Here is a 21,495-nt window from a genome sequence, read left to right as displayed (position 1 = left end):
TGTGATATTTGCCGGAGAGCGCCATGGCGACACAACGCTTATTTTTTGCCCTCAGCCTGCCTGACGATATGCAGCAGGCGCTGGTGCGCTGGCGAGCCGACACCTTTCCGGCGGAGGCGGGCGTGCCGGTCGCCGCGGCGAATCTGCACCTGACGCTGGCGTTTCTGGGTGAGGTGACGCCGGACACCTCACAGCGCCTGCAGACCCTGGCGTCACGCATCGTTCAGCCCGGCTTTGATCTCGATCTGGATGACGCCGGACACTGGCCGCGCCCCGGCGTGGTCTGGCTCGGCTGCCAGCGCGCGCCGCGCGGTCTGCTGCAGCTCGCCAGCCTGCTGCGGGCGCAGGCCGCCCGGCATGGCTGTCACCAGAGCCCGCAGCCGTTTCATCCGCACATTACGCTTCTACGTCACGCTACGCAGCCGGTAGCGTTGCCGCCGCGCGGCTTTCACTGGCGTTTTCGCGTCTCCCGTTTTTCACTGTTCGCCTCTGAGTTCAGCCGGGGCCGGACCCGCTATCGCGCACTGGCCAGCTGGCCACTCTCTTCTCAGGATCCGCATGCACTTCTCTCCGCCCCTTAAACCCGCCCGTCTGATCGCCCGCTATAAACGCTTTCTGGCCGATGTTGTGACGCCCGACGGTGAGGTGCTGACGATCCACTGCGCCAACACCGGTGCCATGACCGGCTGCGCCACGCCGGGCGATCGGATCTGGTACTCCACCTCCGACAGCCTGACGCGCAAATACCCCCATAGCTGGGAGCTGACCGAAACGCAGCAGGGTCACTGGATCGGTGTCAATACTCTGCGTGCCAACCAGCTGGTGGCCGAAGCGCTGGATCAGAACTGGCTGCCCGCACTGGCCGGTTACAGCCAGCTTCAGGCCGAAGTTAAATATGGTACTGAAAAAAGCAGAATTGATTTCCTGCTCAAAGCAGAGGCCCGGCGCAACTGCTATATTGAGGTCAAATCCGTCACTCTTTTACATGAAGGCAAAGGGTATTTTCCGGATGCGGTGACGATTCGAGGCCAAAAGCATCTGCGTGAACTGGCGACAGTGGCGGCAGAGGGCCATCGGGCCGTTTTGTTGTTTGCCGTTCTGCACTCGGGGATTGAGGACGTTTCCCCGGCACGCCACATCGATGCGGCGTATGCAGAACAACTGGCTCAGGCGCAGCAGGAGGGTGTAGAGGTTTTAGCGTACCAGGCAGCACTGTCGGCGCAGGGGATGTTTCTTAAATCGCCGATCAGCGTAACCTTGTAATATCTTTTGCAATTTTATGTGCTAAGAATGTTCTGTGCTAAACGCCGAATACGCTGTTCCTCACAGGCTTGTCAAGGTGTGTTCATGAAGAATTGCCAACCCTGACTGCTTCTGTTATTTATAGCGGCCTGTTTTTTTCCCCAATGGGGGATCGATGTACCCCGCAGAGGTCAAATGCAGGCTGGCAGTCCCGCCCCTGCGAGACGTCAGTGAAAGGGTATAGTGCGTGTTATCCAGGAGAAGCAACATGCAAGAAGGTCAAAACCGTAAAACATCGTCCCTGAGTATTCTCGCTATCGCCGGAGTCGAACCTTATCAGGTGAAGGCTGGCGAAGAGTATATGAACGACGCACAGCTGACCCATTTTCGTAAGATTCTGGAAGCCTGGCGTAATCAATTGCGGGACGAAGTCGATCGTACCGTATCGCACATGCAGGATGAAGCTGCCAACTTCCCGGACCCGGTTGACCGTGCCGCACAGGAAGAGGAGTTCAGCCTGGAACTGCGCAACCGCGATCGCGAACGTAAACTGATTAAAAAGATCGAGAAGACGCTGAAGAAAGTCGAAGATGACGACTTCGGTTACTGCGATTCCTGTGGCGTTGAGATTGGCATCCGCCGTCTCGAAGCACGTCCGACAGCCGATCTCTGCATCGACTGCAAGACGTTAGCAGAAATTCGTGAGAAACAAATGGCCGGCTGATGCCGCGTCCAGCCTGTTACCACGCAGTGGAGCACCTGCTGTTTCGTTCCCTGCGTGGTCACTTCTGACCCCTATGTCATCCTCCTGTATCGGCCGTTTCGCCCCCTCTCCCTCTGGTGAACTTCACTTTGGCTCGCTGATTGCTGCGCTGGGCAGTTACCTGAGTGCGCGCGCGCAGAATGGCCTCTGGCGGGTAAGGATTGAAGATATCGATCCCCCCCGCGAGGTACCGGGTGCCGCCAGCCGCATTCTGCAACAGCTGGAACACTATGGCTTAACGTGGGATGGTGAGGTGCTCTGGCAGTCTCAGCGTCATGAGGCCTATCGTGAGACGCTGGACTGGCTCCGGACGCATCGTCAGAGCTATTACTGCACCTGTACCCGACGCCGCATCCAGCAGATGGGTGGCTTCTATGATGGCTACTGTCGCGATCGGCAGCGCGGACCGGAGAATGCCGCACTGCGTTTACGCCAGCATACGCCGGTTCTGGCCTTTGAGGATCGCCTGCGCGGTCGGATAGAGGCGGAGCCCGCGCTGGCGCAGGAAGATTTTATCATTCACCGCCGGGATGGCCTGTTTGCCTATAACCTGGCGGTTGTCGTCGACGATCACTTTCAGGGCATCACTGAGGTGGTGCGCGGCGCAGATTTGATTGAGCCGACGGTACGCCAGATTGCGCTCTATCAGCAATTTGGCTGGCCGGTGCCCGACTGGATGCATCTGCCACTGGCGCTGAATCACGATGGCAATAAGTTATCGAAGCAGAATCACGCTCCCGCCCTGCCGGAGGGCGATGCCCGACCGCTGCTGGTTGCAGCGTTACGCTTCCTCGGGCAGCCGGTTTCCAGCGGCTGGCAGGACTTAACGCAGGAGAAACTGCTGTCTGATGCGGTGGCACAGTGGAATATCGCTTTGATGCCGCAGGAGAACGCCCTGAAACCGGATGCACAGACAACAGCATTCTCAAACGGTTCTCAACAGGCTATGATTAGCCGCTGATTTTACCTACACCCTTATTGCCACTGTCGAGGTGTCCCATTTTTACCCGAGTAGCTAATTTTTGCCGGAAAGTCCTGAAGCGAGATGAAGAGGAAGCCCCAGCAGAGGTTGAACCAGAGCGTCTTATGACCATCATTCCTCGTGAAAGCCATACCATCTCACGTAAAGACATCAGCGAAAATGCCCTCAAAGTGCTCTATCGCCTGAATAAAGCCGGTTATGAAGCCTATCTGGTAGGCGGTGGCGTGCGCGATTTGCTACTGGGGCAAAAACCCAAGGATTTCGACGTCACGACCAATGCCACGCCTGAGCAGATGCGCAAGCTGTTCCGCAACTGTCGCCTGGTAGGCCGCCGTTTCCGTCTGGCGCACGTCATGTTCGGCCCGGAGGTGATCGAAGTCGCTACCTTCCGTGGTCACCATCAGGCGGAAGAGCCCGATGAGGATCGCAACAGTTCGCAGCGCGCCCAGAGCGGTATGCTGCTGCGCGATAACATTTTCGGCTCTATTGAAGATGACGCCCAGCGCCGCGATCTGACGATCAACAGCCTCTACTACAGCGTGGCCGATTTCACCGTCCGCGACTATGTGGGCGGCATCAGCGATCTGGAAGCAGGCATTATCCGTCTGATTGGCGATCCGGAAACCCGCTATCGCGAAGATCCGGTCCGTATGCTGCGCGTTGCGCGCTTTGCCGCCAAACTCAATATGCGCATCGCGCCGGAAACCGCTGAGCCGATTCCGCGTCTGGCCTCGCTGCTGCGTGACATTCCGCCCGCACGCCTGTTTGAAGAGTCTCTGAAACTGCTGCAGGCGGGTTACGGCTACAGCACCTATCTCAAACTCTGTGAATATCAGCTGTTCCAGCCGCTGTTCCCGACGCTGGCGCGCAACTTCACGGAAAACAGCGACAGCCATATGGAGCGGATGGTGGCGCAGGTGCTGAAAAACACCGATAACCGCATTCACAATGAGATGCGCGTTAACCCGGCGTTCCTGTTTGCTGCCATGTTCTGGTATCCGCAGCTCGAAGCGGCAGAACGCATTGCGCAGGAGAGCGGCCTGACCTACTTCGAAGCCTTTGCGATGGCGATGAACGACACGCTGGATGAAGCGTGCCGCGCGCTGGCGATTCCGAAACGTATCACCTCGCTGATCCGCGATATCTGGCTGTTGCAGCTGCGCATGTCGCGTCGTCACGGTAAACGTGCCTGGAAACTGATGGAGCATCCGAAGTTCCGCGCGGCTTACGATCTGCTGGCGCTGCGTGCAGAGGTGGAGAATAACCCGGAACTGCTGCGTCTGAGCCAGTGGTGGGGCGAGTTCCAGGTGGCGGCTCCGCCACAGCAGAAGAACATGCTGAATAACCTGGGCGACGATCCCGTGCCACGCAACCGCTCGCGCCGTCCGCGCCGCCGCTCTTCCGCCCCCCGTCGCGACAACCACAACGTCTCATGACCCGGGTTTACCTCGCGTTAGGCAGCAATCTGGCCGATCCGCTGCATCAGGTTGATGCAGCGCTGACCGCACTCGATGCGCTGCCGCAGACGCAGCGCATCGCGACCTCTCCGTTTTATCGCACGCCGCCCTATGGCCCGCCCGACCAGCCCGACTTTCTCAACGCCGCCGTGGCGCTGGAGACCGATCTCAGTGCAGAGGCGCTGCTGGACCATACCCAGCGCATCGAACATGAGCATGGCCGGGTACGCAAAGCGGAACGCTGGGGACCGCGCACGCTGGATATCGATCTGATGCTGTTCGGCGAGGCGCACATCAACACGCCGCGGCTGACTGTGCCGCACTATGACCTGCTGAACCGCGCCTTTATGCTGGTGCCGCTGCTGGCGATTGCACCGGATGCCTCTCTGCCGGATGGCCGCCCGCTTCGCCCCTTTCTGACCGCTCTTGATACCCGCAGCATCGTGCTTTGGCACGGCTGACGCGACAAACGCACATCTGTGATTCCGCTCTTTCACGCTATCCAGTAAACTGCGCGCATCAGAATTCCTGAGTTGAGAGCGCCATGAAGCCCACCACGATTTCCCATCTGCGTCAGGCCAAGGCCAGCGGTAAAAAGTTTGCCACGCTGACCGCCTACGATTTCAGTTTTGCCCGTCTGTTTGCCGAGGAAGGCATTCAGGTTCTGCTGGTCGGTGATTCGTTAGGGATGACGGTACAGGGGCATGATTCCACCCTGCCGGTGACGGTCAGCGACATCGCTTACCATACCGCAGCGGTTCGCCGTGGCGCGCCGCAGGCCCTGCTGCTCGCCGATCTGCCGTTCATGAGTTACGCCACGCCAGAGCAGACCTTCAACAGCGCCGCACAGCTGATGCGGGCCGGGGCCAACATGGTGAAGCTGGAAGGCGGCAGCTGGCTGGCGGAAAGCGTGCAGATGCTGACCGAGCGGGCGGTGCCGGTGTGCGGCCATCTCGGCCTGACCCCTCAGTCTGTGAATATCTTTGGCGGCTATAAAGTGCAGGGCCGCGACGACGCGGGCGCCGAGCAGCTGCTGGCGGATGCACTGGCGCTGGAAGCCGCAGGCGCGCAGCTGATGGTGCTGGAGTGCGTTCCGGTCTCCGTGGCGCAGCGCATTACCGACGCGCTCACCATTCCGGTGATCGGCATCGGCGCCGGTAACGTCACTGACGGGCAGATTCTGGTGATGCATGACGCGCTGGGCGTGACCGGCGGCCATATCCCTAAGTTTGCTAAAAATTTCCTGGCGGAGACCGGCGACGTGCGCGCCGCCATTCGCCGCTATATCGCCGATGTCGAGGCCGGAACCTATCCGGCGGCAGAGCACAGTTTCCAGTAATCCGGGAGAGTCATCGTGTTGATCATTGAAACGCTGCTGATGCTGCGCCAGGAAGTCCGTCGCTGGCGTCAGCAGGGTAAACGCATTGCGCTGGTGCCCACTATGGGTAATCTGCATGAAGGGCATCTGACGCTGGTGGATGAAGCGCGCGCGCGTGGCGACATCGTCATCGTCTCGATCTTTGTGAACCCGATGCAGTTCGATCGTGCCGACGATCTGGCGCGCTACCCGCGCACGCTGCAGGAGGATTGCGAAAAGCTGAACCGTCATCAGGTAGACGTGGTCTTTGCCCCCTCGCCTGCCGAAGTCTATCCGCAGGGCGCACAGAATCAGACCTTCGTTGAGGTGCCGGTGCTCTCTTCCCTGCTGGAAGGGGCCAGCCGTCCCGGCCATTTCCGCGGCGTCGCCACCATCGTCAGCAAACTCTTTAATCTGGTCCAGCCCGATATTGCCTGTTTCGGCGAAAAGGATTTTCAGCAGCTGGCTATCATTCGTAAGATGGTGGCCGATATGGGCTTCGACATTGAGATTGTTGGCGTGCCAACCGTGCGGGCGAAGGATGGCCTGGCGCTGAGTTCACGCAACGGCTACCTGACGGCCGAAGAGCGCAGGCTGGCGCCGGTGCTGAGCCAGGTGATGAAACAGATGGCGACGCGGCTGGAGAACGGCGAGCGTCACATTGAAGAGATCGTTGAGGCGGCCAGTGACGCGCTGCTGGCGCAGGGCTTGCGTCCGGATGGCCTGGCGATCTGCGATGCGGACACGCTGCAACCCCTGACGGTGGACAGCCAGCGCGCGGTGGTGCTGATGGCCGCCTGGCTGGGCAACGCTCGCCTGATCGATAATCAAATCGTTGACCTGACGCAGTAATTCCCCCCGCGGCAGGTTATTTTCTTTCTCTGACAAGGTTTCTGGCTATGATTCGCACAGTTCTGCAAGGCAAATTGCATCGCGTCAAGGTGACACAGGCGGACCTCAACTATGAAGGTTCCTGCGCTATCGATCAGGATTTCCTGGACGCTTCCGGCATTCTGCAATATGAAGCGATTGATATTTATAACGTCACCAACGGTCAGCGTTTTTCTACCTACGCTATCGCGGCTGAACGCGGCTCTAAAATTATCTCGGTCAACGGCGCCGCCGCCCGCTGCGCCTGTGAAGGCGATATTTTAATTATCTGCTCTTACGTGCAGGTCGACGATGCCGAAGCGCGTCAGTGGCAGCCCAAAGTCGCCTACTTCGAAGGTGATAATCAGATGAAGCGTCTGGCAAAAGCAGTGCCAGTGCAGATCGCCTGATAAAAAAAGGCCGGCCCGTTAAACGGCCGGCCTTTTTCATGGCGACGGATTAAGCCGCCTTGCTTGTCATCGGCTTCGATGATTTCTTCATCGTAAAGAGGAAATTAAACCAGCCGCGTTTTCTCATCAGACACAACGTCCACGGTAACGCCAGCGCCACCAGAAACGCCGAAATAAACTTCACATCGTTCACCCAGGCTGACGGGCTTTCAAATTTCACAATCTTACTGAAGAACTGAATCGCCAGATAATGCGACAGGTAAAAGACAATCGAATTCACGCCAATGTAGTAGACCAGTTCCGACTTCAGCTTCAGCGCAATCCAGACAAACAGCGGCACCGACAGCAGCGCCAGCGGTGAGAGTAACGCCTGGGCGTGACGATCCAGTACAAAGATATTCAGACAGGAGAGCACGACAAAACTGACCAGCGAAATAAGCAGCGTCGGGCCGTGCTGAACTTTTTCCGCAATATCGACCTGCTTTCTCACTACATAATCACCAAGATAGAAGAAAACAAACAGATAGAGCGATTTGTTGATATGAGTATTATCGAAGCTGGCAAACACACCATCAGGATCAATCGCCGGCAGCGCCCAGCTCAGTGCCATACAGATGGCAAATACCAGCAGAAACGGCAGATGACGCGCGAAGATAATCACAATAAAGAAGATAAACAGCGAATGCAGGAACCAGGTCATATCACCGCCACCGGTGAGGTGCGAGAGAATAATATTCATCGGCGATTGCGGGGTATTTGCCATGGAGCTGAACAGGATTTTTAACCCGCCATAAACCGCAACCCAGACCACAAATGGATAGAGAATACTGCGCACTTTATTATTAAAAAAAGGACCCAGACCTTTTTTTAATCCCGCATCGACAAATAACCCTGACACAAAGAACATCAGTCCCAGTCTGACCGGCGCCAGCATCTCATTTAAGAGGCTGCTGAAGGCGGTAAAATGTCCGGCGTTATTATGTACGGCGATAGTACTGTGCAAAAAAATGATTGCGAGAATACTCAATCCCCGCAGATTATCGATCCACGTTATACGATTCATCTTATCCTGCCTTTGATTAAAAACTGGCCGTGATTCGCAAGCCATTTTTATTATTGAAAACACCCCGGTCCCACTCTTTTTCCCTGAGCGGAGGAATAAGCTTATTCGCGTCGTATTCTGATAACTCAACTAAAAATAAACAACAGCCTGACATTAGGGCTAATCTTAAAAAATATTTATCATTTGAGAATCATTAAGATAGCGATATCCCCCTTTGTAATATCAGATAAAACTTAGGGTTATTTCATTGCCAGCGGGCAGCAAAGCGAGGCAGCACGCGACTGCAGAGGAAAAAATAAACAGATGGCCCTGGCGCGGAGCTCTTTTTTAAGACCAGTCGCAACCGCAACGATTGCTGCTTTAACAGACAAAAAAAAAGCCACGCGCTTATTGCTGCGTGGCTTTTTCATTTTCTTTGTCGTCAGGTGCGTAATCCGCGACCGCGCTGAATCAGTGCATAGACCAGCCCGTAAAAGACCACAATAAAGGCCACCAGTACCGAGAGGGTAAAGGCCAGCGGCACATCATTAATGCCGAGAAAGCCGTAACGGAACCCGCTAATCATATAAACGATCGGGTTGAGCTTCGAGATAGCCTGCCAGATCGGGGGCAGCAGGCTCAGCGAGTAGAAAACACCGCCCAGATAGGTCAGCGGGGTCAGCACAAAGGTCGGGATCAGGCTGATATCGTCGAAGGTGCGCGCAAAGACGGCATTCAGCAGCCCTGCCAGAGAGAACAGAATGGCGGTCAGCAGCAGAGTCACCGCCACCATCGCCCAGGAGTGAACATGGAACGGCACAAAGAACAGCGAGATTGCCGTGACCAGAATCCCCACGCAGACACCCCGCGCCACGCCGCCACCGACATAGCCCGCGATGATGATGTGAGTGGGAACCGGCGCGACCAGCAGCTCTTCAATATTGCGCTGGAATTTGGCGCTGAAGAACGACGATGCCACGTTAGCATAGGCATTGGTGATGACCGCCATCATGATCAGTCCCGGCACGATGAACTGCATATAGCTGAAGCCATGCATCTCACCGATGCGCGACCCGATCAGGTTGCCAAAGATGATGAAATAGAGCGTCATGGTGATGACCGGCGGCACCAGCGTCTGGATCCAGATGCGGGCAAAACGGTTAACCTCTTTGGCCCAGATGCTTTTCAGCGCCACCCAGTAGAGATGTGTCATGCTTTAACTCCTGTTTTTCCCTGCGTCGTCAGACCCACAAACAGCTCTTCCAGACGGTTAGCTTTGTTGCGCATACTCAATACCTGCACGCCCTGCGCGCTGAGCTGGCTGAAGACGCTGTTCAGCCCCTGCTCCCGCAGCACTTCCACTTCCAGCGTGGAGGTATCGGTCAGACGATACTGGAATCCTTCCAGCGTCGGCAGCGGACTGCGCGGAGCCAGATCGAGGATAAAAGTTTCTGATTTAAGCTTGGAGAGCAGCGCTTTCATGGAGGTGTTCTCCACCAGCTCGCCGCTCTGGATGATGCCGATATTGCGGCAGAGCATCTCCGCCTCTTCCAGATAGTGGGTGGTGAGGATAATCGTCGTGCCTTTGGCGTTGAGATCTTTCAGGAAGACCCACATGGAACGCCGCAGTTCGATATCGACCCCGGCCGTCGGCTCATCCAGAATCAGCACCTTCGGCTCATGCATCAGCGCACGGGCGATCATCAGGCGGCGTTTCATCCCGCCGGAGAGCATCCGCGCACGTTCACCGCGTTTGCCCCACAGATCGAGCTGCTTCAGGTATTTTTCCGCCCGCTGGTTGGCCTCACGACGCTCGACGCCGTAGTAGCCCGCCTGATTGACGACGATCTGCATCACCGTCTCAAACGGGTTGAAGTTAAACTCCTGGGGCACCAGGCCAAGCTGGCGTTTGGCGTTGACCACATCTTTTTCCAGATCGTAGCCAAACACCCGCACGCTGCCGCCGGATTTGTTCACCAGCGAACTGATAATCCCGATGGTGGTCGATTTACCGGCACCGTTTGGCCCCAGCAGCGCATAAAAATCACCGGCTTCGACGTTAAGATCGATGCCCTTCAGCGCCTGTACGCCGCCGGCATAGGTCTTGGTCAGCCCGGAAAGTTCCAGTGCATATGTCATTCTGCATCCATACCCTGTTTTGATGGCATTACAATGCCGTTTAAATTTATCAGGCCCTGGCCTATAGTACGCGCGCGCACTCTGCGCAGTAACCGGTCGCTCAACGCCATGACAGATATCAACACCCTGATCAGTAACAACCGTGAATGGTCAAAATTACTGATTGAAGAAGATCCCGGCTTTTTTGAGCGGCTCGCCCAGGCACAAAAACCGCGCTTCCTGTGGATTGGCTGCTCAGACAGCCGCGTTCCCGCCGAACGTCTGACCGGACTGGAGCCGGGCGAACTTTTTGTTCACCGCAACGTGGCCAACCTGGTGATCCACACCGATCTGAACTGTCTCTCGGTGGTGCAATACGCCATCGAAGTGCTGGAAGTGGAACACGTTATTGTGTGCGGCCACTACGGCTGCGGTGGCGTGCAGGCGGCGATGGATAACCCGGAGCTGGGGTTAATCGACAACTGGCTGCTGCACATCCGCGACCTCTGGTACAAGCATAGCGTGTTGCTGGGGGAACTCCCGCCGGATAAGCGCCTGGACAAACTGTGCGAAATCAACGTTATTGAACAAGTCTACAACCTGGGGCACTCAACCGTGCTCCAGTCGGCCTGGAAACGCGGACAGTCTGTCTCCCTGCACGGCTGGGTATACGGTATTCAGGATGGCTGTCTGCGTAACCTTGATGTCACGGCCAACAGCCGGGAGATCCTCGAACAGCGTTACCGTCACGGCATGGCTAACCTGCAGATGAACAGCGACGCCTGAGTTGATCGCGGCATAAAAGCGCGACATAGCCTACACCAGGCAACGGCTGCAGGCCTTGGAAGAATGTGCGGTTAAGGCCCTGTCAGGATTCCAGCGGGACCACTTTGCCGATGTAAGGCAGGTGGCGATAGTGCTGTGCATAGTCGATACCGAAGCCGACCACGAACTCGTCGGGAATGGCAAAGCCGACATACTCGACATTGACCTCAACTTCACGGCGCTCTGGCTTATCCAGCAGGGTACAGATCGCCAGTGACTTTGGCTGACGCAGCTGCAGGATCTCACGCACTTTGCTCAGGGTGTTGCCGGAGTCGATGATATCTTCGACGATAAGCACATCTTTGCCACGAATGTCTTCATCCAGATCTTTCAGGATTTTCACATCGCGTGAGCTGGACATGCCGCTGCCGTAACTGGAAGCAGTCATAAAATCGACCTCATGCGGCACGTCGATGGCGCGGCAGAGATCCGCCATGAACATAAAGGAGCCGCGCAGCAGCCCCACCAGCACCATGTCGCTGCCGCTGTCGCGGTAGTGGTCGTTAATCTCTTTGCCCAGTTCAGCGATGCGCGTGGCGATTGCCTGTTCAGGGATCATCACTTCAACAGTGTGTTTCATTGCGTTCAGCCCGGTTACGTCAGAAAGCCCCGAAGTCTACCACAGACGCCGCCGCGTCGGCGCGGCGACGCCCGAAGCAAACGATTACGTTAAAAAAATTCTCGCCCGTTTTGCGCGTCTGGCAGGAATGCGCATGACCTTAGAACATTCCGGCATTTAGCGGCATGTTTCGCTGCGTGGTAGCCTTCTTCCGACTGATTGTTACCCTACTCGTCCCGCTGGCCGGAGATCACAATGACTTCATCTTCAGACAAAAAAACGCATATCGGCGACAGACCGCTGCACCCGGAAACTCAGATGCTGAATTATGGCTATGATCCGCGTCTTTCCGAGGGCGCAGTGAAGCCGCCGGTCTTTCTGACCTCGACTTTTGTTTTCAACAGCGCCGAAGAGGGGCGGGATTTTTTTGATTACGTCTCCGGGCGTCGTGAACCGCCGGAGGGTAAATCGGGTGGCCTGGTCTACTCCCGCTTTAACCACCCCAACAGCGAGATCGTTGAAGATCGTCTGGCGGTCTATGAGCAGGCTGAGAGCTGTTCGCTCTTCTCATCCGGTATGGCCGCGATCTCCACCACCCTGCTGGCGTTTGCCCGGCCGGGTGAGGTGATCCTGCACTCCCAGCCGCTCTATGGCGGCACCGAAACCCTGATTAGCAAAACGCTGCACAACCTGGATATTAAAGCGGTCGGCTTCAGCGACGGTAACGATGAGGGGAAGGTGCGTGAGGCGGCGCAGCAGGCCATAAGCCGGGGCCGGGTGGCGGTGATCCTGATTGAAACCCCGGCGAACCCGACTAACAGCCTGGTCAATATCCGCCTGATCGCGCGGATTGCCGATGAAATTGAGCAGCGGCAGGGTTCGCGTCCCGTTATCGCCTGCGATAACACCCTGCTCGGTCCGCTGTTCCAGCAGCCGCTGACGCTGGGCGCGGATCTGTCGCTCTACTCGCTGACAAAGTATGTGGGCGGCCACTCTGACCTGATTGCCGGTGCGGCGATGGGCAGCAAAACGCTGATAGCAAAAGTGCGTGCACTGCGCAGCGCCATCGGCACCCAGCTCGATCCCCACTCCAGCTGGATGCTCAGCCGCTCACTGGAAACCCTGTCGCTGCGGATGGAGAAAGCCTTTCACAATGCGGAGGCGGTCGCGGCGTTTCTGCGCGATCACCCGAAGGTGGCGAAGCTGCACTGGCTGCCCTATCTGGATGCGGAAAGCGCCGAAGGGAAAACCTGGCGTGAGCAGTGCAGCGGCGCCGGTTCAACCTTCTCGTTTGATATCAACGGCGGTCAGCCCGCTGCGTTCCGTTTTCTCAATGCCCTGACGCTGTTTAAACAGGCGGTCAGCCTGGGCGGTACGGAGTCCCTGGCCAGCCACCCTGGCAGCACCACTCACTCCGGTGTGCCGCAGGCGGCGCGCCAGCGCATTGGCATCACGGATGCCACAGTGCGGCTGTCGATTGGCATCGAGAACGCCAGCGACCTGATCGAGGATGTGAAGCTGGCGCTGGAACAGGCGTAATCAGCTCACGGTAAAGCCCAGCATCATGCCGGTGTCTTCATGCTCAAGCAGATGGCAGTGGGCCATGTAGGCGTGTTCGGCGGCGGCGACATAGTTGAAGCGAACCAGCACTTCGCTGCGCCCGCCGTCCACGTTGACCATATCTTTCCAGCCCTGCCGGTGCGCGGCGGGCGGTTTCCCGTTCTCGGAGAGGATGCGGAACTGCGTGCCGTGAATGTGGAACGGATGCAGCATCGCGTCGCCTTCGCCTGAAATCGTCCACTTCTCACTCTCACCCAGCTTCACGGCGAACGAGGGTTTGGTCATATCGAAGGCTTTGCCGTTGATCTTATTGCCGTTGCGGAAATCGTATCCGGCGGGCTGCGCCATACCCGGCATGTCATGCATGCTGTGATCCCCGTGATCCATCGCCGGCATCGGCTCCTCTGCGGCTTTCGCCTGCTTCTGCGGCATCGCGTGATGCCCGTGCCCGCCCTTGCCCATCGCTTTCTCACCGTAGCGCTGCATCAGCGCCTGCATACCCTGCTGGTCCAGCTGCGGGTCCATCATCAGCTGCAGCCAGCGCGTGGTCAGGCCATCGGTGGACGGCAGCGCGGGCAGCGTCGCCAGCCGATCCGGCAGCGTGGCGCTCGCCATCACCCGCAGCGGCAGGATCTGCACCAGCGGCAGCGGCTGATCAAACGGCGGCAGCGTCATGCCCATCTGCTCTGTGGGCAGCGTCACCAGGTCGAAGGCCTGCCCGTCCGAGGTATCGATCATCACCTCAAAGCGTTCGCCCGGCAGCATCGGCAGCGCGTCAAGCTTTACCGGCTCGGCCAGCAGGCCGCCGTCGCTGGCAATCACATAGAGAGGACGGCGATCGCTGGCGGCGATCTGCAGGGAACGGGCGTTACAGCCGTTGAGCAGGCGCAGCCTGAGCCAGCCGCGCGGCACCGCATGCTGCGGATACTGCACGCCGTTGGTCAGCATCATGTCGCCGAACCAGCCAACTGCGGCGCGCATCACGTCGAGCTGATAGTCGATTCGGTCACCCTCCCGGGTGAGCTGCTTATCCTGAAAGATCAGCGGCACATCGTCCACGCCCCACTGCGAGGGCAGCCGCAGCGTGCCGCTCTCTTTGTCCTCCAGCAGAATCAGGCCCGCCAGCCCCTGAGCCACCTGATGCCCGGTTTTGCCATGCAGATGCGGGTGATACCAGCAGGTTGCCGCAGGCTGATCGGGGGTAAAGGAGACCTGCCGTGAGCCACCCGGTGCAATTATCGCCTGCGGGCCGCCATCCACTGCGCCCGGAATTTCCAGACCGTGCCAGTGCAGCGTCGTCGCTTCACGCAGCCGATTGTGAATGTTCACCGTTACCGGTTTGCCACTCTGCAGCTTCAGCACCGGCCCCAGCAGGCTGCCGTTGTAGCCCCAGGTCGGCACCGCTTTGCCATTCCATTGGGTCGTGCCCTGCATCGCCGTCAGGCTGTAGCTGCCGCGGGCATCGGGTTCCAGCAGCGAGGGGATCGGTAACAGCGGGCGGCTGGCCGCCATCAGCGAACGGCTCCAGAGCGGTAAGGATCCGGCTGCACTCAGTGCGGCGGTGAGTTTCAGGAAGTGGCGACGTTGCATGGGAGTCATCCTTGTGGCATCGGAACAGATAGCCTAAACCCTGACCTAATGGGAAGGTCAAGTCTCACCGTGTGAATCTGACGAAAAAAAGGGCGCCAACCCGGTCTGCCGCGGCAAATTAATCGAAAACCTGACAGCAACTGTGCTAACGTCATGAGCAATATCCCTTGAAGAGAATGACTATGAAGCAAAGCATCAAGGTCCTGCTGTTGACGGGACTTCTTGGCTTCTCCTCCACCAGCTTTGCCCTGAGCGAATCCGAAGCGGAAGATCTGGCCGATCTGACGGCGGTTTTCGTCTATCTGAAGAATGACTGCGGCTACCAGGATCTCCCGGACGCGCAGATCCGCAAAGCACTGGTCTTTTTCGCTCAGCAGAACCGCTGGGATTTAAGTAACTACAGCAACTACAACATGAAGGCGCTGGGCGAAGAGAGCTATCGCGATCTCAGCGGCATCGCCATTACCAACGACAAAAAGTGCAAGTCTCTGGCCCGGGACTCACTGAGCCTGCTGGCCTACGTCAGGTAACACGCCCGCCCTCTGCAGCCGGACATTGACCGTGCAACCACGGTCACTGTTAGCTATCATGTGCCGCCCATCTTCATGGCGATGTCATCAGAGGAGAGCACTATGGCCCACAATGAGACGTGGTATGAAACCCTTCATGCCGGTTTTGGCCAGTATTTCACGGTGGATAAAGAGCTGTACCGTGAGAAGACTGCGCATCAGGATTTAATCATTTTCGAAAATGCGGCAATGGGCCGGGTCATGGCGCTGGATGGCGTCGTGCAGACCACCGAACGCGACGAATTTATCTATCATGAGATGATGACCCACGTTCCGCTGCTGGCTCATGGCGCGGCGAAGCATGTGCTGATCATCGGCGGCGGCGACGGCGCCATGCTGCGAGAAGTCTCGCGTCATCCCGGAGTCGAAAAGATCACTATGGTCGAGATCGACGCGGGCGTGGTGACCTTCTGCCGCCAGTATCTGCCGAACCACAGCGCCGGTGCCTATGACGATCCGCGCTTTACGCTGGTGATTGATGACGGGGTCAATTTCGTTAATCAGACGCAGGAGAAGTTCGATGTGATCATCTCTGACTGCACCGACCCGATTGGGCCGGGCGAGAGCCTGTTCACCTCGGAATTTTATGCGGGTTGCAAAGCGGCGCTTAATGAAAATGGCATCTTCGTGGCGCAGAATGGCGTCTGCTTCCTGCAGCAGGATGAAGCCGTGAACAGTCATCGTAAACTGGGTCACTACTTTGCGGATGTCAGCTTCTATCAGGCGGCGATCCCGACCTATTATGGCGGTATCATGACCTTTGCCTGGGCGAGTGATAACCCGGCGCTGCGCCAGCCTGATATCGCCACGCTGCAGGCGCGCTTTGCACACGCTGGCCTGCGCTGCCGCTACTATACGCCAGCGATCCATACCGGCAGCTTTGCTCTGCCGCAATATCTGTTGGATGCGTTATCTGCCGCGTGCTGATAGTGCATCTCTAAGGAGGTGAACGAAATTGCAAAAGCTAAAACTACATGGCTTCAACAACCTGACAAAAAGCCTGAGTTTTTGTATTTACGATATCTGCTATGCGAATACTGAAGCTGAACGCGATGGTTACATCGCCTATATCGATGAACAATATAACGCTAACCGTCTGACGGAAATCCTGACGGAGACCTGCTCCATCATCGGCGCTAACGTTCTGAACATCGCACGCCAGGATTATGAGCCGCAGGGTGCCAGCGTCACGATCCTGGTCAGCGAAGAGCCTATCGATCCCCGGGATATCGACAACTCGGAGCATCCTGGCCCACTGCCCAACTCGGTCGTGGCCCATCTCGATAAAAGTCACATCTGCGTTCACACCTACCCGGAAAGCCATCCGGAAGGCGGACTGTGCACCTTCCGCGCAGACATTGAAGTCTCGACCTGTGGCGTGATCTCACCGCTTAAGGCGCTGAACTACCTGATCCATCAGCTGGAGTCCGATATCGTCACCGTCGATTACCGGGTGCGCGGTTTCACCCGCGACGTGAAGGGGATGAAGCACTTTATCGATCACGAGATCAACTCGATTCAGAACTTCATGTCAGAGGATATGAAAGCGATGTATGACATGGTGGATGTGAACGTTTACCAGGAAAACATCTTTCATACCAAGATGTTGCTGAAAGAGTTCGACCTCAAACACTATCTGTTTAACACCCGCCCGGAAGATCTTACGTCGCAGGAGCATAAGCGCATTACCGACCTGCTGTGGAAAGAGATGCGTGAGATCTATTACGGCAGAAACATCCCCTCCGTGGGGCTGAAGACCCTGTAATAGCAGGCGCGCAGCGTTACCGTCTGTAACCTGCGCGTGCTGTTTATCAGGAGCTCAGTGTCAGCGTAATCCCGCGTTCGCGCAGCGTCTGGCAGACCGTCTCATCTAACCGGGGGTCGGTCACAACATCGGTCAGATCGTCCACCGGTGACACGCAGAACAGCGACCAGGAGCCATATTTGCTGCTGTCCGCCAGCAAGACCCGCCGGGCCGCATTGGCCAGCAGATCGTGTTTCAGCCCCGCTTTCTCCTCGGTGGGCGTGGTAATCCCGCGCTCCAGGCTCCAGGAGTTACAGCTGACAAAGGCGATATCGGGATAGATACTGCGCAGCAACCGGCGGCCATGCTCACCCACACAGGACTGACTGGAATCGTCGATCCGGCCGCCAATAATGGTGACTTCAATCTGCCTGAACTCAGACAGAAACAGCGCAATGTGCAGATCCGCAGTGATCACCCGCAGCGGCAGATGAGTAAGCTGTCGCGCCAGCTCCAGCATGGTCGTCCCCGCATCCAGTACAACGGCATCCCCTGCCCGCACGAAACTGGCGGCGCAGGTCGCGATCGCCTGTTTTTCAGCCAGATTACGCTGCATCTTCTCCAGCGTGGTGGGCTGAGCGGGAATAAAACGATTCAGCGTGACGCCGCCATGACTGCGGCTAATCACGCCCTCTTTATCCAGCTTAATGAGATCGCGCCGAATCGTGGCGGGTGAGGCGGAGATGGCACTGACCAGTTGCTCAACAGTCACCAGATTATGGCTTTTCAGATAATCCATAATCTGGTCAAGACGGCTCTGTCCGTTCATAGTTCCCTAAGCGAGCTGCATCGCGAGTTTAATCGAGATCGCCATGCTGTCAGACTTCGCTTTACCTGTCCAGGCGATATCAAACGCCGTGCCGTGGTCCGCAGAGGTGCGGATAAAGGGCAGGCCTGCGGTGATATTGACGCCATCATAGAAGCCCAGCAGCTTAAGCGGAATGTGCCCCTGATCGTGGTACATCGCCACCACCATGTCATACAGCCCCTCCTGGCACTGCAGGAACACCGTGTCCGGCGGGCAGGGGCCGTAAACGTCCACGCCCTGCGCTTTCATCGCCTGAATCGCGGGCGCGACCGTGGTGATCTCCTCATCGCCAAACAGCCCGTTTTCCCCGGCGTGAGGATTCACCCCCGCGACCGCGATGCGCGGGGCGCTGTAACCGACACGGCGCAGGAAGGTATCCGCCATGCCAATCACCGTTTTGATGCGCGTCTGATTCAGCGTATCGAGGAATTTGCGCAGCGCGATGTGGGTCGTGACATGAATAACTTTCAGCTTATCGGTGTAGAGCACCATCGCGTAATCTCGGGTGTCGGTCAGGTGCGCCAGCAATTCGGTATGTCCGGGATAGAGATGTCCGGCGGCATGCATCGCCTCTTTGTTCAGCGGTGCGGTGGCAATGGCGTGAACCTCACCCGCCAGCGCCAGTTCGGTGGCCCGCTTCACGCAGCGCCACGCCAGATCTCCCGCCTCTTTCTGTACTACGCCAGGTTTCAGGGCGGCGGGATCAGCCAGCGGTTCATCGATGACGTTGATAATGCCCGGTGCGAAGCGTGCATCCTGCACCCGATCCAGCACCCGTAATTCGGCCTGAGGCGTGATGTTCATCGCCATAATGCGGCGCAGCGTGCTGGCACAGCCAATCACCACGGCAGGAATGCCATTCAGCTCACCTTCAGAGAGTGATTTGATAATGATTTCCGGACTGATGCCCGCCGGATCGCCCATGGTGATCGCAATAATTTTATTCACTCGACTTCTCCTCAATAAAACCAATGGCTGCTACCAGCGTATTTGCATCACCAAAGCCACCCGCTTTGGTCATCACCGGCAGAGTAAATTCACTGTTAAGCAGAACCCCGTGCGGCACACAGCCCGCCACCAGACCCTGAATGTTGAAGCCGCTGGCTCCCAGCGCCTGTGCGACAGCAATTGCCACGTCGCCGCCTGACAGATAGAGCGCATGCGGCAGCGCGGCGCGGCAGAGACTTAAGGTCATCTCACCCAGTAAGCGGCAGATCGCCTCGCCCAGTTGCTGACGCGTCAGGCTGTGCTGCTGGCAGAGCGCATCGATCGCGTGGCGCTGATCGCGATGCTGGCAGGTGCGGATCACCGTATGGCGACCGGCCCGCAGTGCGTCGGCCGCCTGCGCGATCCAGTGCGCCCGTTCCGGCCAGGCGGGCTGCTGAAACAGCTCGGCGATGTCCACCTCCACGATCTCAACGGTCCGCTGCTGCTGCAGGGCGGCGATCTGCTGCTGGGCGCTGTCGCTCATCGACCCCACCACCGCCAGCACCGGCCGGGCCGGGCGAAGCGAAAGTGCAGCGCCCAGCGCATCGCTTAATCCGGCGGCCCCGACCAGCAGCGGCTTCTCGCGCAGTTGCGCCGCCGCCGCGATCAGCCGCGCCAGATCGGCCTCATTTTCGGCATCCACCACCACCACGCCCTGCGCCGCGGCCAGTACGGCATCGAGCCGATCGCTGCGCAGCGTGGCGAGATCGATCTCCGCGCCCACGATCTGCATCTGATCGAGGACGCGGGCGCTCTGGATCGGGGTTTTGGGATCGCTGGCAAATTCGGTCTGCGTCAGCAGACGCTGATCGACCCACACGCTGCCCTGCCGCGTAGTGCGGCCCAGGCGCGGCACGGCCGGAGCCACCAGCGCCAGGGTTTTGCCGCTGGCGCGCAGCGCCGCCGCCGTTTCTGCCCCGACGTTGCCGCGCAGCGTGGAGTCGATCTTTTTAAACAGCCAGCCCGTCTGAAACTGAGCCGCATGGTGCTGCACCACCTGCGTGACGCGCTCAGCCGCCTGCCCGGCACTGACGGCCCGGCTGTCGGTGCTGATCACCAGCACATCCGCCGCATCCGGCACCGACGTCCCCAGGCCAAACAGCACCTGCACGCGGGCACCCGCCTGGGCCAGTCCGCTGCCTGCATCGTTAGCACCGGTAAAGTCATCGGCAATAACCAGCACCGCTGTTTTCCACATTGATGCGTCCATCCTCACTCCTGTCAGGCCACTGTGGCCGCATTTGATTATATTCAATCATGATTGATTATATGTGAGCAAGTTCAAATTAATCGAAATCGATATGCCTTATAAATTTAGCCACACAGAGTGATTTAATTCGCAGTGCGCTGAGCAAAATTAATCATTTGCTCCGCCGCAACCGCAAAGAGGGGATGAAATGAACATTAACAGCACGGTGATCAGCGGTTATCAGGCGCTGAACGACATGCGCTATTTGCTGCAGGGGGTGTCGGCAGCGGTGGTGGTCACGGATCGAAACATTGAGGCGATTCCGGCGGTGCAAACATTAATGGGGCAACTGCGGGATCGGATTCCGCAGTTAAGCGTGGTCAACAGCGTCCCGCCCGAGCCGAGCCAGCACGATGTCGCCGCGATCATGGCCGCGCTTCCTCATCGGCAGGCCGATATGGTAATCGGCATCGGCGGAGGCAGCGTGCTGGATGTGGCGAAGCTGCTCTCTGTGCTCTGCCTCGAGGCCGCGCCGTCGCTCGACGCCCTGCTGGCAGGTGAAAAACCGCAGCGCCGCACCCGCTCAATACTGATCCCGACCACTGCCGGAACCGGTTCTGAAGCCACGCCCAATGCGATTCTGGCTATCCCGGAGAAGGAGACCAAAGTCGGCATTATCTCTCCGGTGATGCTGCCGGATGTGGTGGCGCTGGTACCGGAACTCACCACCAGCATGCCCGCCCACATCGCCTCTTCAACCGGGATTGATGCGCTCTGCCATCTGATTGAGTGCTTCACGGCCAACGTCGCCAATCCGGTCAGCGACAACTACGCACTGACCGGCATGAAGAAGCTGTTCGCCAGTCTCGAAACCACCCTGCGTGAACCAGACAATTTACAGGCGCGTCTGGAGATGCTCTGGGCCTCTTACTACGGCGGCGCCGCCATCGCCCATGCCGGTACGCATCTGGTGCACGCCCTCTCCTATCCGCTCGGCGGCAAATATCATCTGCCACACGGGGTCGCCAACGCCATTCTGCTGGCGCCCTGTATGCGTTTCGTCCGCCCGGCCGCGGTGAGTAAGTTTGCGCAGGCCTATGATCTGCTGCCCGATGCCGACAGCCGTTTAAGCGACGATGAGAAATCCCATGCGCTGGTGGACTACTTCACCGCGCTGGTTGAGCGGCTGCAGCTGCCCGCCAGTCTCGAAGCTCTGGGCATCAGCCCGGATCACCTGCCCTTCCTGGTGGAAGCAGCACTCGACGTTCAGCGTCTGATGAAAAATGTGCCGATGAGGGTCAACGCCGACGATGTGCGTGCCATCTATCTGACCCTGTTTCCTTCCTGCCAGGCGTAATGAGGT

Annotated in this window: 24 protein-coding genes; 15 read left to right on the top strand and 9 right to left on the bottom strand. The window is 58.0% G+C overall.

Annotated features, from left to right (window positions below):
* Positions 1 to 23: 23 nt before the first annotated feature.
* The 9 genes from thpR to panD all read left to right on the top strand — a co-directional run bounded on the left by thpR (position 24) and on the right by panD (position 7,081).
* The gene (thpR, locus tag ACNY69_RS16785; RefSeq protein WP_111140279.1) at positions 24 to 581 is read left to right on the top strand and encodes an RNA 2',3'-cyclic phosphodiesterase; all 558 of its coding nucleotides are present in this window, start codon (positions 24 to 26) and stop codon (positions 579 to 581) included.
* Entirely contained in the window at positions 559 to 1,263 is a 705-nt protein-coding gene (gene sfsA / locus ACNY69_RS16780; protein WP_418799245.1) for a DNA/RNA nuclease SfsA, read from the top strand. Before thpR ends, sfsA begins: the two co-directional genes overlap by 23 nt.
* A gap of 247 nt (positions 1,264 to 1,510) precedes the next feature.
* The gene (gene dksA, locus ACNY69_RS16775) at positions 1,511 to 1,966 is read left to right on the top strand and encodes an RNA polymerase-binding protein DksA (protein ID WP_111140281.1); all 456 of its coding nucleotides are present in this window, start codon (positions 1,511 to 1,513) and stop codon (positions 1,964 to 1,966) included.
* A gap of 73 nt (positions 1,967 to 2,039) precedes the next feature.
* Positions 2,040 to 2,966 (top strand): tRNA glutamyl-Q(34) synthetase GluQRS, encoded by a 927-nt coding sequence (gluQRS, locus tag ACNY69_RS16770; RefSeq protein WP_418799242.1) that lies wholly within the window; start codon positions 2,040 to 2,042, stop codon positions 2,964 to 2,966.
* A gap of 38 nt (positions 2,967 to 3,004) precedes the next feature.
* On the top strand, positions 3,005 to 4,423 hold the full coding sequence (pcnB, locus tag ACNY69_RS16765; RefSeq protein ID WP_293774913.1) for a polynucleotide adenylyltransferase PcnB: 1,419 nt from the start codon (positions 3,005 to 3,007) through the stop codon (positions 4,421 to 4,423).
* Entirely contained in the window at positions 4,420 to 4,905 is a 486-nt protein-coding gene (folK, locus tag ACNY69_RS16760; RefSeq protein WP_293774835.1) for a 2-amino-4-hydroxy-6-hydroxymethyldihydropteridine diphosphokinase, read from the top strand. Before pcnB ends, folK begins: the two co-directional genes overlap by 4 nt.
* Before the next feature lie 83 nt (positions 4,906 to 4,988).
* A complete protein-coding gene (panB, locus tag ACNY69_RS16755) occupies positions 4,989 to 5,783 on the top strand; it encodes a 3-methyl-2-oxobutanoate hydroxymethyltransferase (RefSeq protein ID WP_111140285.1) in 795 nt (264 codons plus the stop codon).
* Between the two features lie 15 nt (positions 5,784 to 5,798).
* Positions 5,799 to 6,653 carry a pantoate--beta-alanine ligase gene (gene panC, locus ACNY69_RS16750; protein WP_293774833.1) on the top strand — a complete coding sequence of 285 codons (855 nt, stop codon included), beginning with the start codon at positions 5,799 to 5,801 and terminating at the stop codon, positions 6,651 to 6,653.
* Positions 6,654 to 6,700: 47 nt separating this feature from the next.
* Positions 6,701 to 7,081, top strand: coding sequence for an aspartate 1-decarboxylase (gene panD / locus ACNY69_RS16745; protein WP_111140287.1), 381 nt, complete (start codon positions 6,701 to 6,703; stop codon positions 7,079 to 7,081).
* A gap of 49 nt (positions 7,082 to 7,130) precedes the next feature.
* Here the strand turns inward: panD and ACNY69_RS16740 are convergent, their stop codons facing one another.
* The 4 genes from ACNY69_RS16740 to ACNY69_RS16725 form a co-directional block, all read right to left on the bottom strand.
* Positions 7,131 to 8,144: an acyltransferase family protein gene (locus ACNY69_RS16740; RefSeq protein ID WP_111140288.1), complete on the bottom strand. Its 1,014-nt coding sequence runs from the start codon at positions 8,142 to 8,144 to the stop codon at positions 7,131 to 7,133.
* A 239-nt stretch (positions 8,145 to 8,383) separates the two neighbouring features.
* Complete coding sequence (locus tag ACNY69_RS16735) at positions 8,384 to 8,554, bottom strand: hypothetical protein (RefSeq protein ID WP_367396089.1); 171 nt, start codon at positions 8,552 to 8,554, stop codon at positions 8,384 to 8,386.
* A gap of 11 nt (positions 8,555 to 8,565) precedes the next feature.
* Positions 8,566 to 9,336, bottom strand: coding sequence for an ABC transporter permease (locus ACNY69_RS16730; protein ID WP_111140289.1), 771 nt, complete (start codon positions 9,334 to 9,336; stop codon positions 8,566 to 8,568).
* Positions 9,333 to 10,262, bottom strand: a complete 930-nt coding sequence (locus tag ACNY69_RS16725; protein ID WP_111140290.1) for an ABC transporter ATP-binding protein — start codon at positions 10,260 to 10,262, stop codon at positions 9,333 to 9,335. The genes ACNY69_RS16730 and ACNY69_RS16725 overlap by 4 nt, the downstream gene beginning before the upstream one ends.
* A gap of 108 nt (positions 10,263 to 10,370) precedes the next feature.
* Here ACNY69_RS16725 and can point away from each other — a divergent pair, with 108 nt between their 5' ends.
* Positions 10,371 to 11,027, top strand: coding sequence for a carbonate dehydratase (gene can / locus ACNY69_RS16720; RefSeq protein ID WP_111140860.1), 657 nt, complete (start codon positions 10,371 to 10,373; stop codon positions 11,025 to 11,027).
* A gap of 82 nt (positions 11,028 to 11,109) precedes the next feature.
* Here can and hpt read toward each other — a convergent pair whose 3' ends face one another.
* Positions 11,110 to 11,646, bottom strand: coding sequence for a hypoxanthine phosphoribosyltransferase (gene hpt, locus ACNY69_RS16715; RefSeq protein WP_111140859.1), 537 nt, complete (start codon positions 11,644 to 11,646; stop codon positions 11,110 to 11,112).
* Between the two features lie 234 nt (positions 11,647 to 11,880).
* Between hpt and ACNY69_RS16710 the strand changes: the two genes are divergently transcribed.
* Entirely contained in the window at positions 11,881 to 13,164 is a 1,284-nt protein-coding gene (locus ACNY69_RS16710; RefSeq protein WP_418799237.1) for a cystathionine gamma-synthase family protein, read from the top strand.
* Here ACNY69_RS16710 and cueO read toward each other — a convergent pair whose 3' ends face one another.
* On the bottom strand, positions 13,165 to 14,775 hold the full coding sequence (cueO, locus tag ACNY69_RS16705) for a multicopper oxidase CueO (RefSeq protein ID WP_418799235.1): 1,611 nt from the start codon (positions 14,773 to 14,775) through the stop codon (positions 13,165 to 13,167). It abuts the gene before it with no gap.
* A gap of 182 nt (positions 14,776 to 14,957) precedes the next feature.
* On the opposite strand from cueO, the gene ACNY69_RS16700 reads away from it, so the two are divergent.
* The 3 genes from ACNY69_RS16700 (at position 14,958) to speD (ending at position 17,109) form a co-directional block, all read left to right on the top strand.
* Entirely contained in the window at positions 14,958 to 15,305 is a 348-nt protein-coding gene (locus tag ACNY69_RS16700; RefSeq protein WP_111140856.1) for a YacC family pilotin-like protein, read from the top strand.
* A 102-nt stretch (positions 15,306 to 15,407) separates the two neighbouring features.
* Positions 15,408 to 16,271 carry a polyamine aminopropyltransferase gene (speE, locus tag ACNY69_RS16695; protein ID WP_367396087.1) on the top strand — a complete coding sequence of 288 codons (864 nt, stop codon included), beginning with the start codon at positions 15,408 to 15,410 and terminating at the stop codon, positions 16,269 to 16,271.
* Between the two features lie 28 nt (positions 16,272 to 16,299).
* Positions 16,300 to 17,109 carry an adenosylmethionine decarboxylase gene (gene speD / locus ACNY69_RS16690; RefSeq protein ID WP_418799233.1) on the top strand — a complete coding sequence of 270 codons (810 nt, stop codon included), beginning with the start codon at positions 16,300 to 16,302 and terminating at the stop codon, positions 17,107 to 17,109.
* 46 nt (positions 17,110 to 17,155) lie between these two features.
* On the opposite strand, the gene ACNY69_RS16685 is transcribed toward speD, so the two are convergent.
* The 3 genes from ACNY69_RS16685 to dtnK are packed head-to-tail and all read right to left on the bottom strand — an operon-like array spanning position 17,156 to position 20,153.
* Positions 17,156 to 17,917 (bottom strand): DeoR/GlpR family DNA-binding transcription regulator, encoded by a 762-nt coding sequence (locus tag ACNY69_RS16685; protein ID WP_367396086.1) that lies wholly within the window; start codon positions 17,915 to 17,917, stop codon positions 17,156 to 17,158.
* 6 nt (positions 17,918 to 17,923) lie between these two features.
* Positions 17,924 to 18,904 (bottom strand): D-threonate 4-phosphate dehydrogenase, encoded by a 981-nt coding sequence (locus ACNY69_RS16680; RefSeq protein WP_111140852.1) that lies wholly within the window; start codon positions 18,902 to 18,904, stop codon positions 17,924 to 17,926.
* The gene (gene dtnK, locus ACNY69_RS16675) at positions 18,897 to 20,153 is read right to left on the bottom strand and encodes a D-threonate kinase (RefSeq protein WP_418799230.1); all 1,257 of its coding nucleotides are present in this window, start codon (positions 20,151 to 20,153) and stop codon (positions 18,897 to 18,899) included. The genes ACNY69_RS16680 and dtnK overlap by 8 nt, the downstream gene beginning before the upstream one ends.
* Before the next feature lie 187 nt (positions 20,154 to 20,340).
* Between dtnK and ACNY69_RS16670 the strand changes: the two genes are divergently transcribed.
* Complete coding sequence (locus ACNY69_RS16670) at positions 20,341 to 21,489, top strand: iron-containing alcohol dehydrogenase (RefSeq protein ID WP_111140850.1); 1,149 nt, start codon at positions 20,341 to 20,343, stop codon at positions 21,487 to 21,489.
* The last annotated feature ends 6 nt before the right edge of the window (positions 21,490 to 21,495 follow it).

The organism is Pantoea graminicola, assembly GCF_048452665.1.
GTDB lineage: Bacteria > Pseudomonadota > Gammaproteobacteria > Enterobacterales > Enterobacteriaceae > Pantoea.
This window is presented reverse-complemented; position numbering and strand designations above follow the sequence as displayed.

Coding starts and splice junctions, on each gene's coding strand:
- thpR (WP_111140279.1), top strand. CDS start 24: ATGGCGACACAACGCTTATTTTTTGCCCTCAGCCTGCCTGACGATATG.
- sfsA (WP_418799245.1), top strand. CDS start 559: ATGCACTTCTCTCCGCCCCTTAAACCCGCCCGTCTGATCGCCCGCTAT.
- dksA (WP_111140281.1), top strand. CDS start 1,511: ATGCAAGAAGGTCAAAACCGTAAAACATCGTCCCTGAGTATTCTCGCT.
- gluQRS (WP_418799242.1), top strand. CDS start 2,040: ATGTCATCCTCCTGTATCGGCCGTTTCGCCCCCTCTCCCTCTGGTGAA.
- folK (WP_293774835.1), top strand. CDS start 4,420: ATGACCCGGGTTTACCTCGCGTTAGGCAGCAATCTGGCCGATCCGCTG.
- panB (WP_111140285.1), top strand. CDS start 4,989: ATGAAGCCCACCACGATTTCCCATCTGCGTCAGGCCAAGGCCAGCGGT.
- panD (WP_111140287.1), top strand. CDS start 6,701: ATGATTCGCACAGTTCTGCAAGGCAAATTGCATCGCGTCAAGGTGACA.
- ACNY69_RS16740 (WP_111140288.1), bottom strand. CDS start 8,144: ATGAATCGTATAACGTGGATCGATAATCTGCGGGGATTGAGTATTCTC.
- ACNY69_RS16735 (WP_367396089.1), bottom strand. CDS start 8,554: ATGAAAAAGCCACGCAGCAATAAGCGCGTGGCTTTTTTTTTGTCTGTT.
- ACNY69_RS16730 (WP_111140289.1), bottom strand. CDS start 9,336: ATGACACATCTCTACTGGGTGGCGCTGAAAAGCATCTGGGCCAAAGAG.
- ACNY69_RS16725 (WP_111140290.1), bottom strand. CDS start 10,262: ATGACATATGCACTGGAACTTTCCGGGCTGACCAAGACCTATGCCGGC.
- can (WP_111140860.1), top strand. CDS start 10,371: ATGACAGATATCAACACCCTGATCAGTAACAACCGTGAATGGTCAAAA.
- hpt (WP_111140859.1), bottom strand. CDS start 11,646: ATGAAACACACTGTTGAAGTGATGATCCCTGAACAGGCAATCGCCACG.
- ACNY69_RS16710 (WP_418799237.1), top strand. CDS start 11,881: ATGACTTCATCTTCAGACAAAAAAACGCATATCGGCGACAGACCGCTG.
- cueO (WP_418799235.1), bottom strand. CDS start 14,775: ATGCAACGTCGCCACTTCCTGAAACTCACCGCCGCACTGAGTGCAGCC.
- ACNY69_RS16700 (WP_111140856.1), top strand. CDS start 14,958: ATGAAGCAAAGCATCAAGGTCCTGCTGTTGACGGGACTTCTTGGCTTC.
- speE (WP_367396087.1), top strand. CDS start 15,408: ATGGCCCACAATGAGACGTGGTATGAAACCCTTCATGCCGGTTTTGGC.
- ACNY69_RS16685 (WP_367396086.1), bottom strand. CDS start 17,917: ATGAACGGACAGAGCCGTCTTGACCAGATTATGGATTATCTGAAAAGC.
- dtnK (WP_418799230.1), bottom strand. CDS start 20,153: ATGGACGCATCAATGTGGAAAACAGCGGTGCTGGTTATTGCCGATGAC.
- ACNY69_RS16670 (WP_111140850.1), top strand. CDS start 20,341: ATGAACATTAACAGCACGGTGATCAGCGGTTATCAGGCGCTGAACGAC.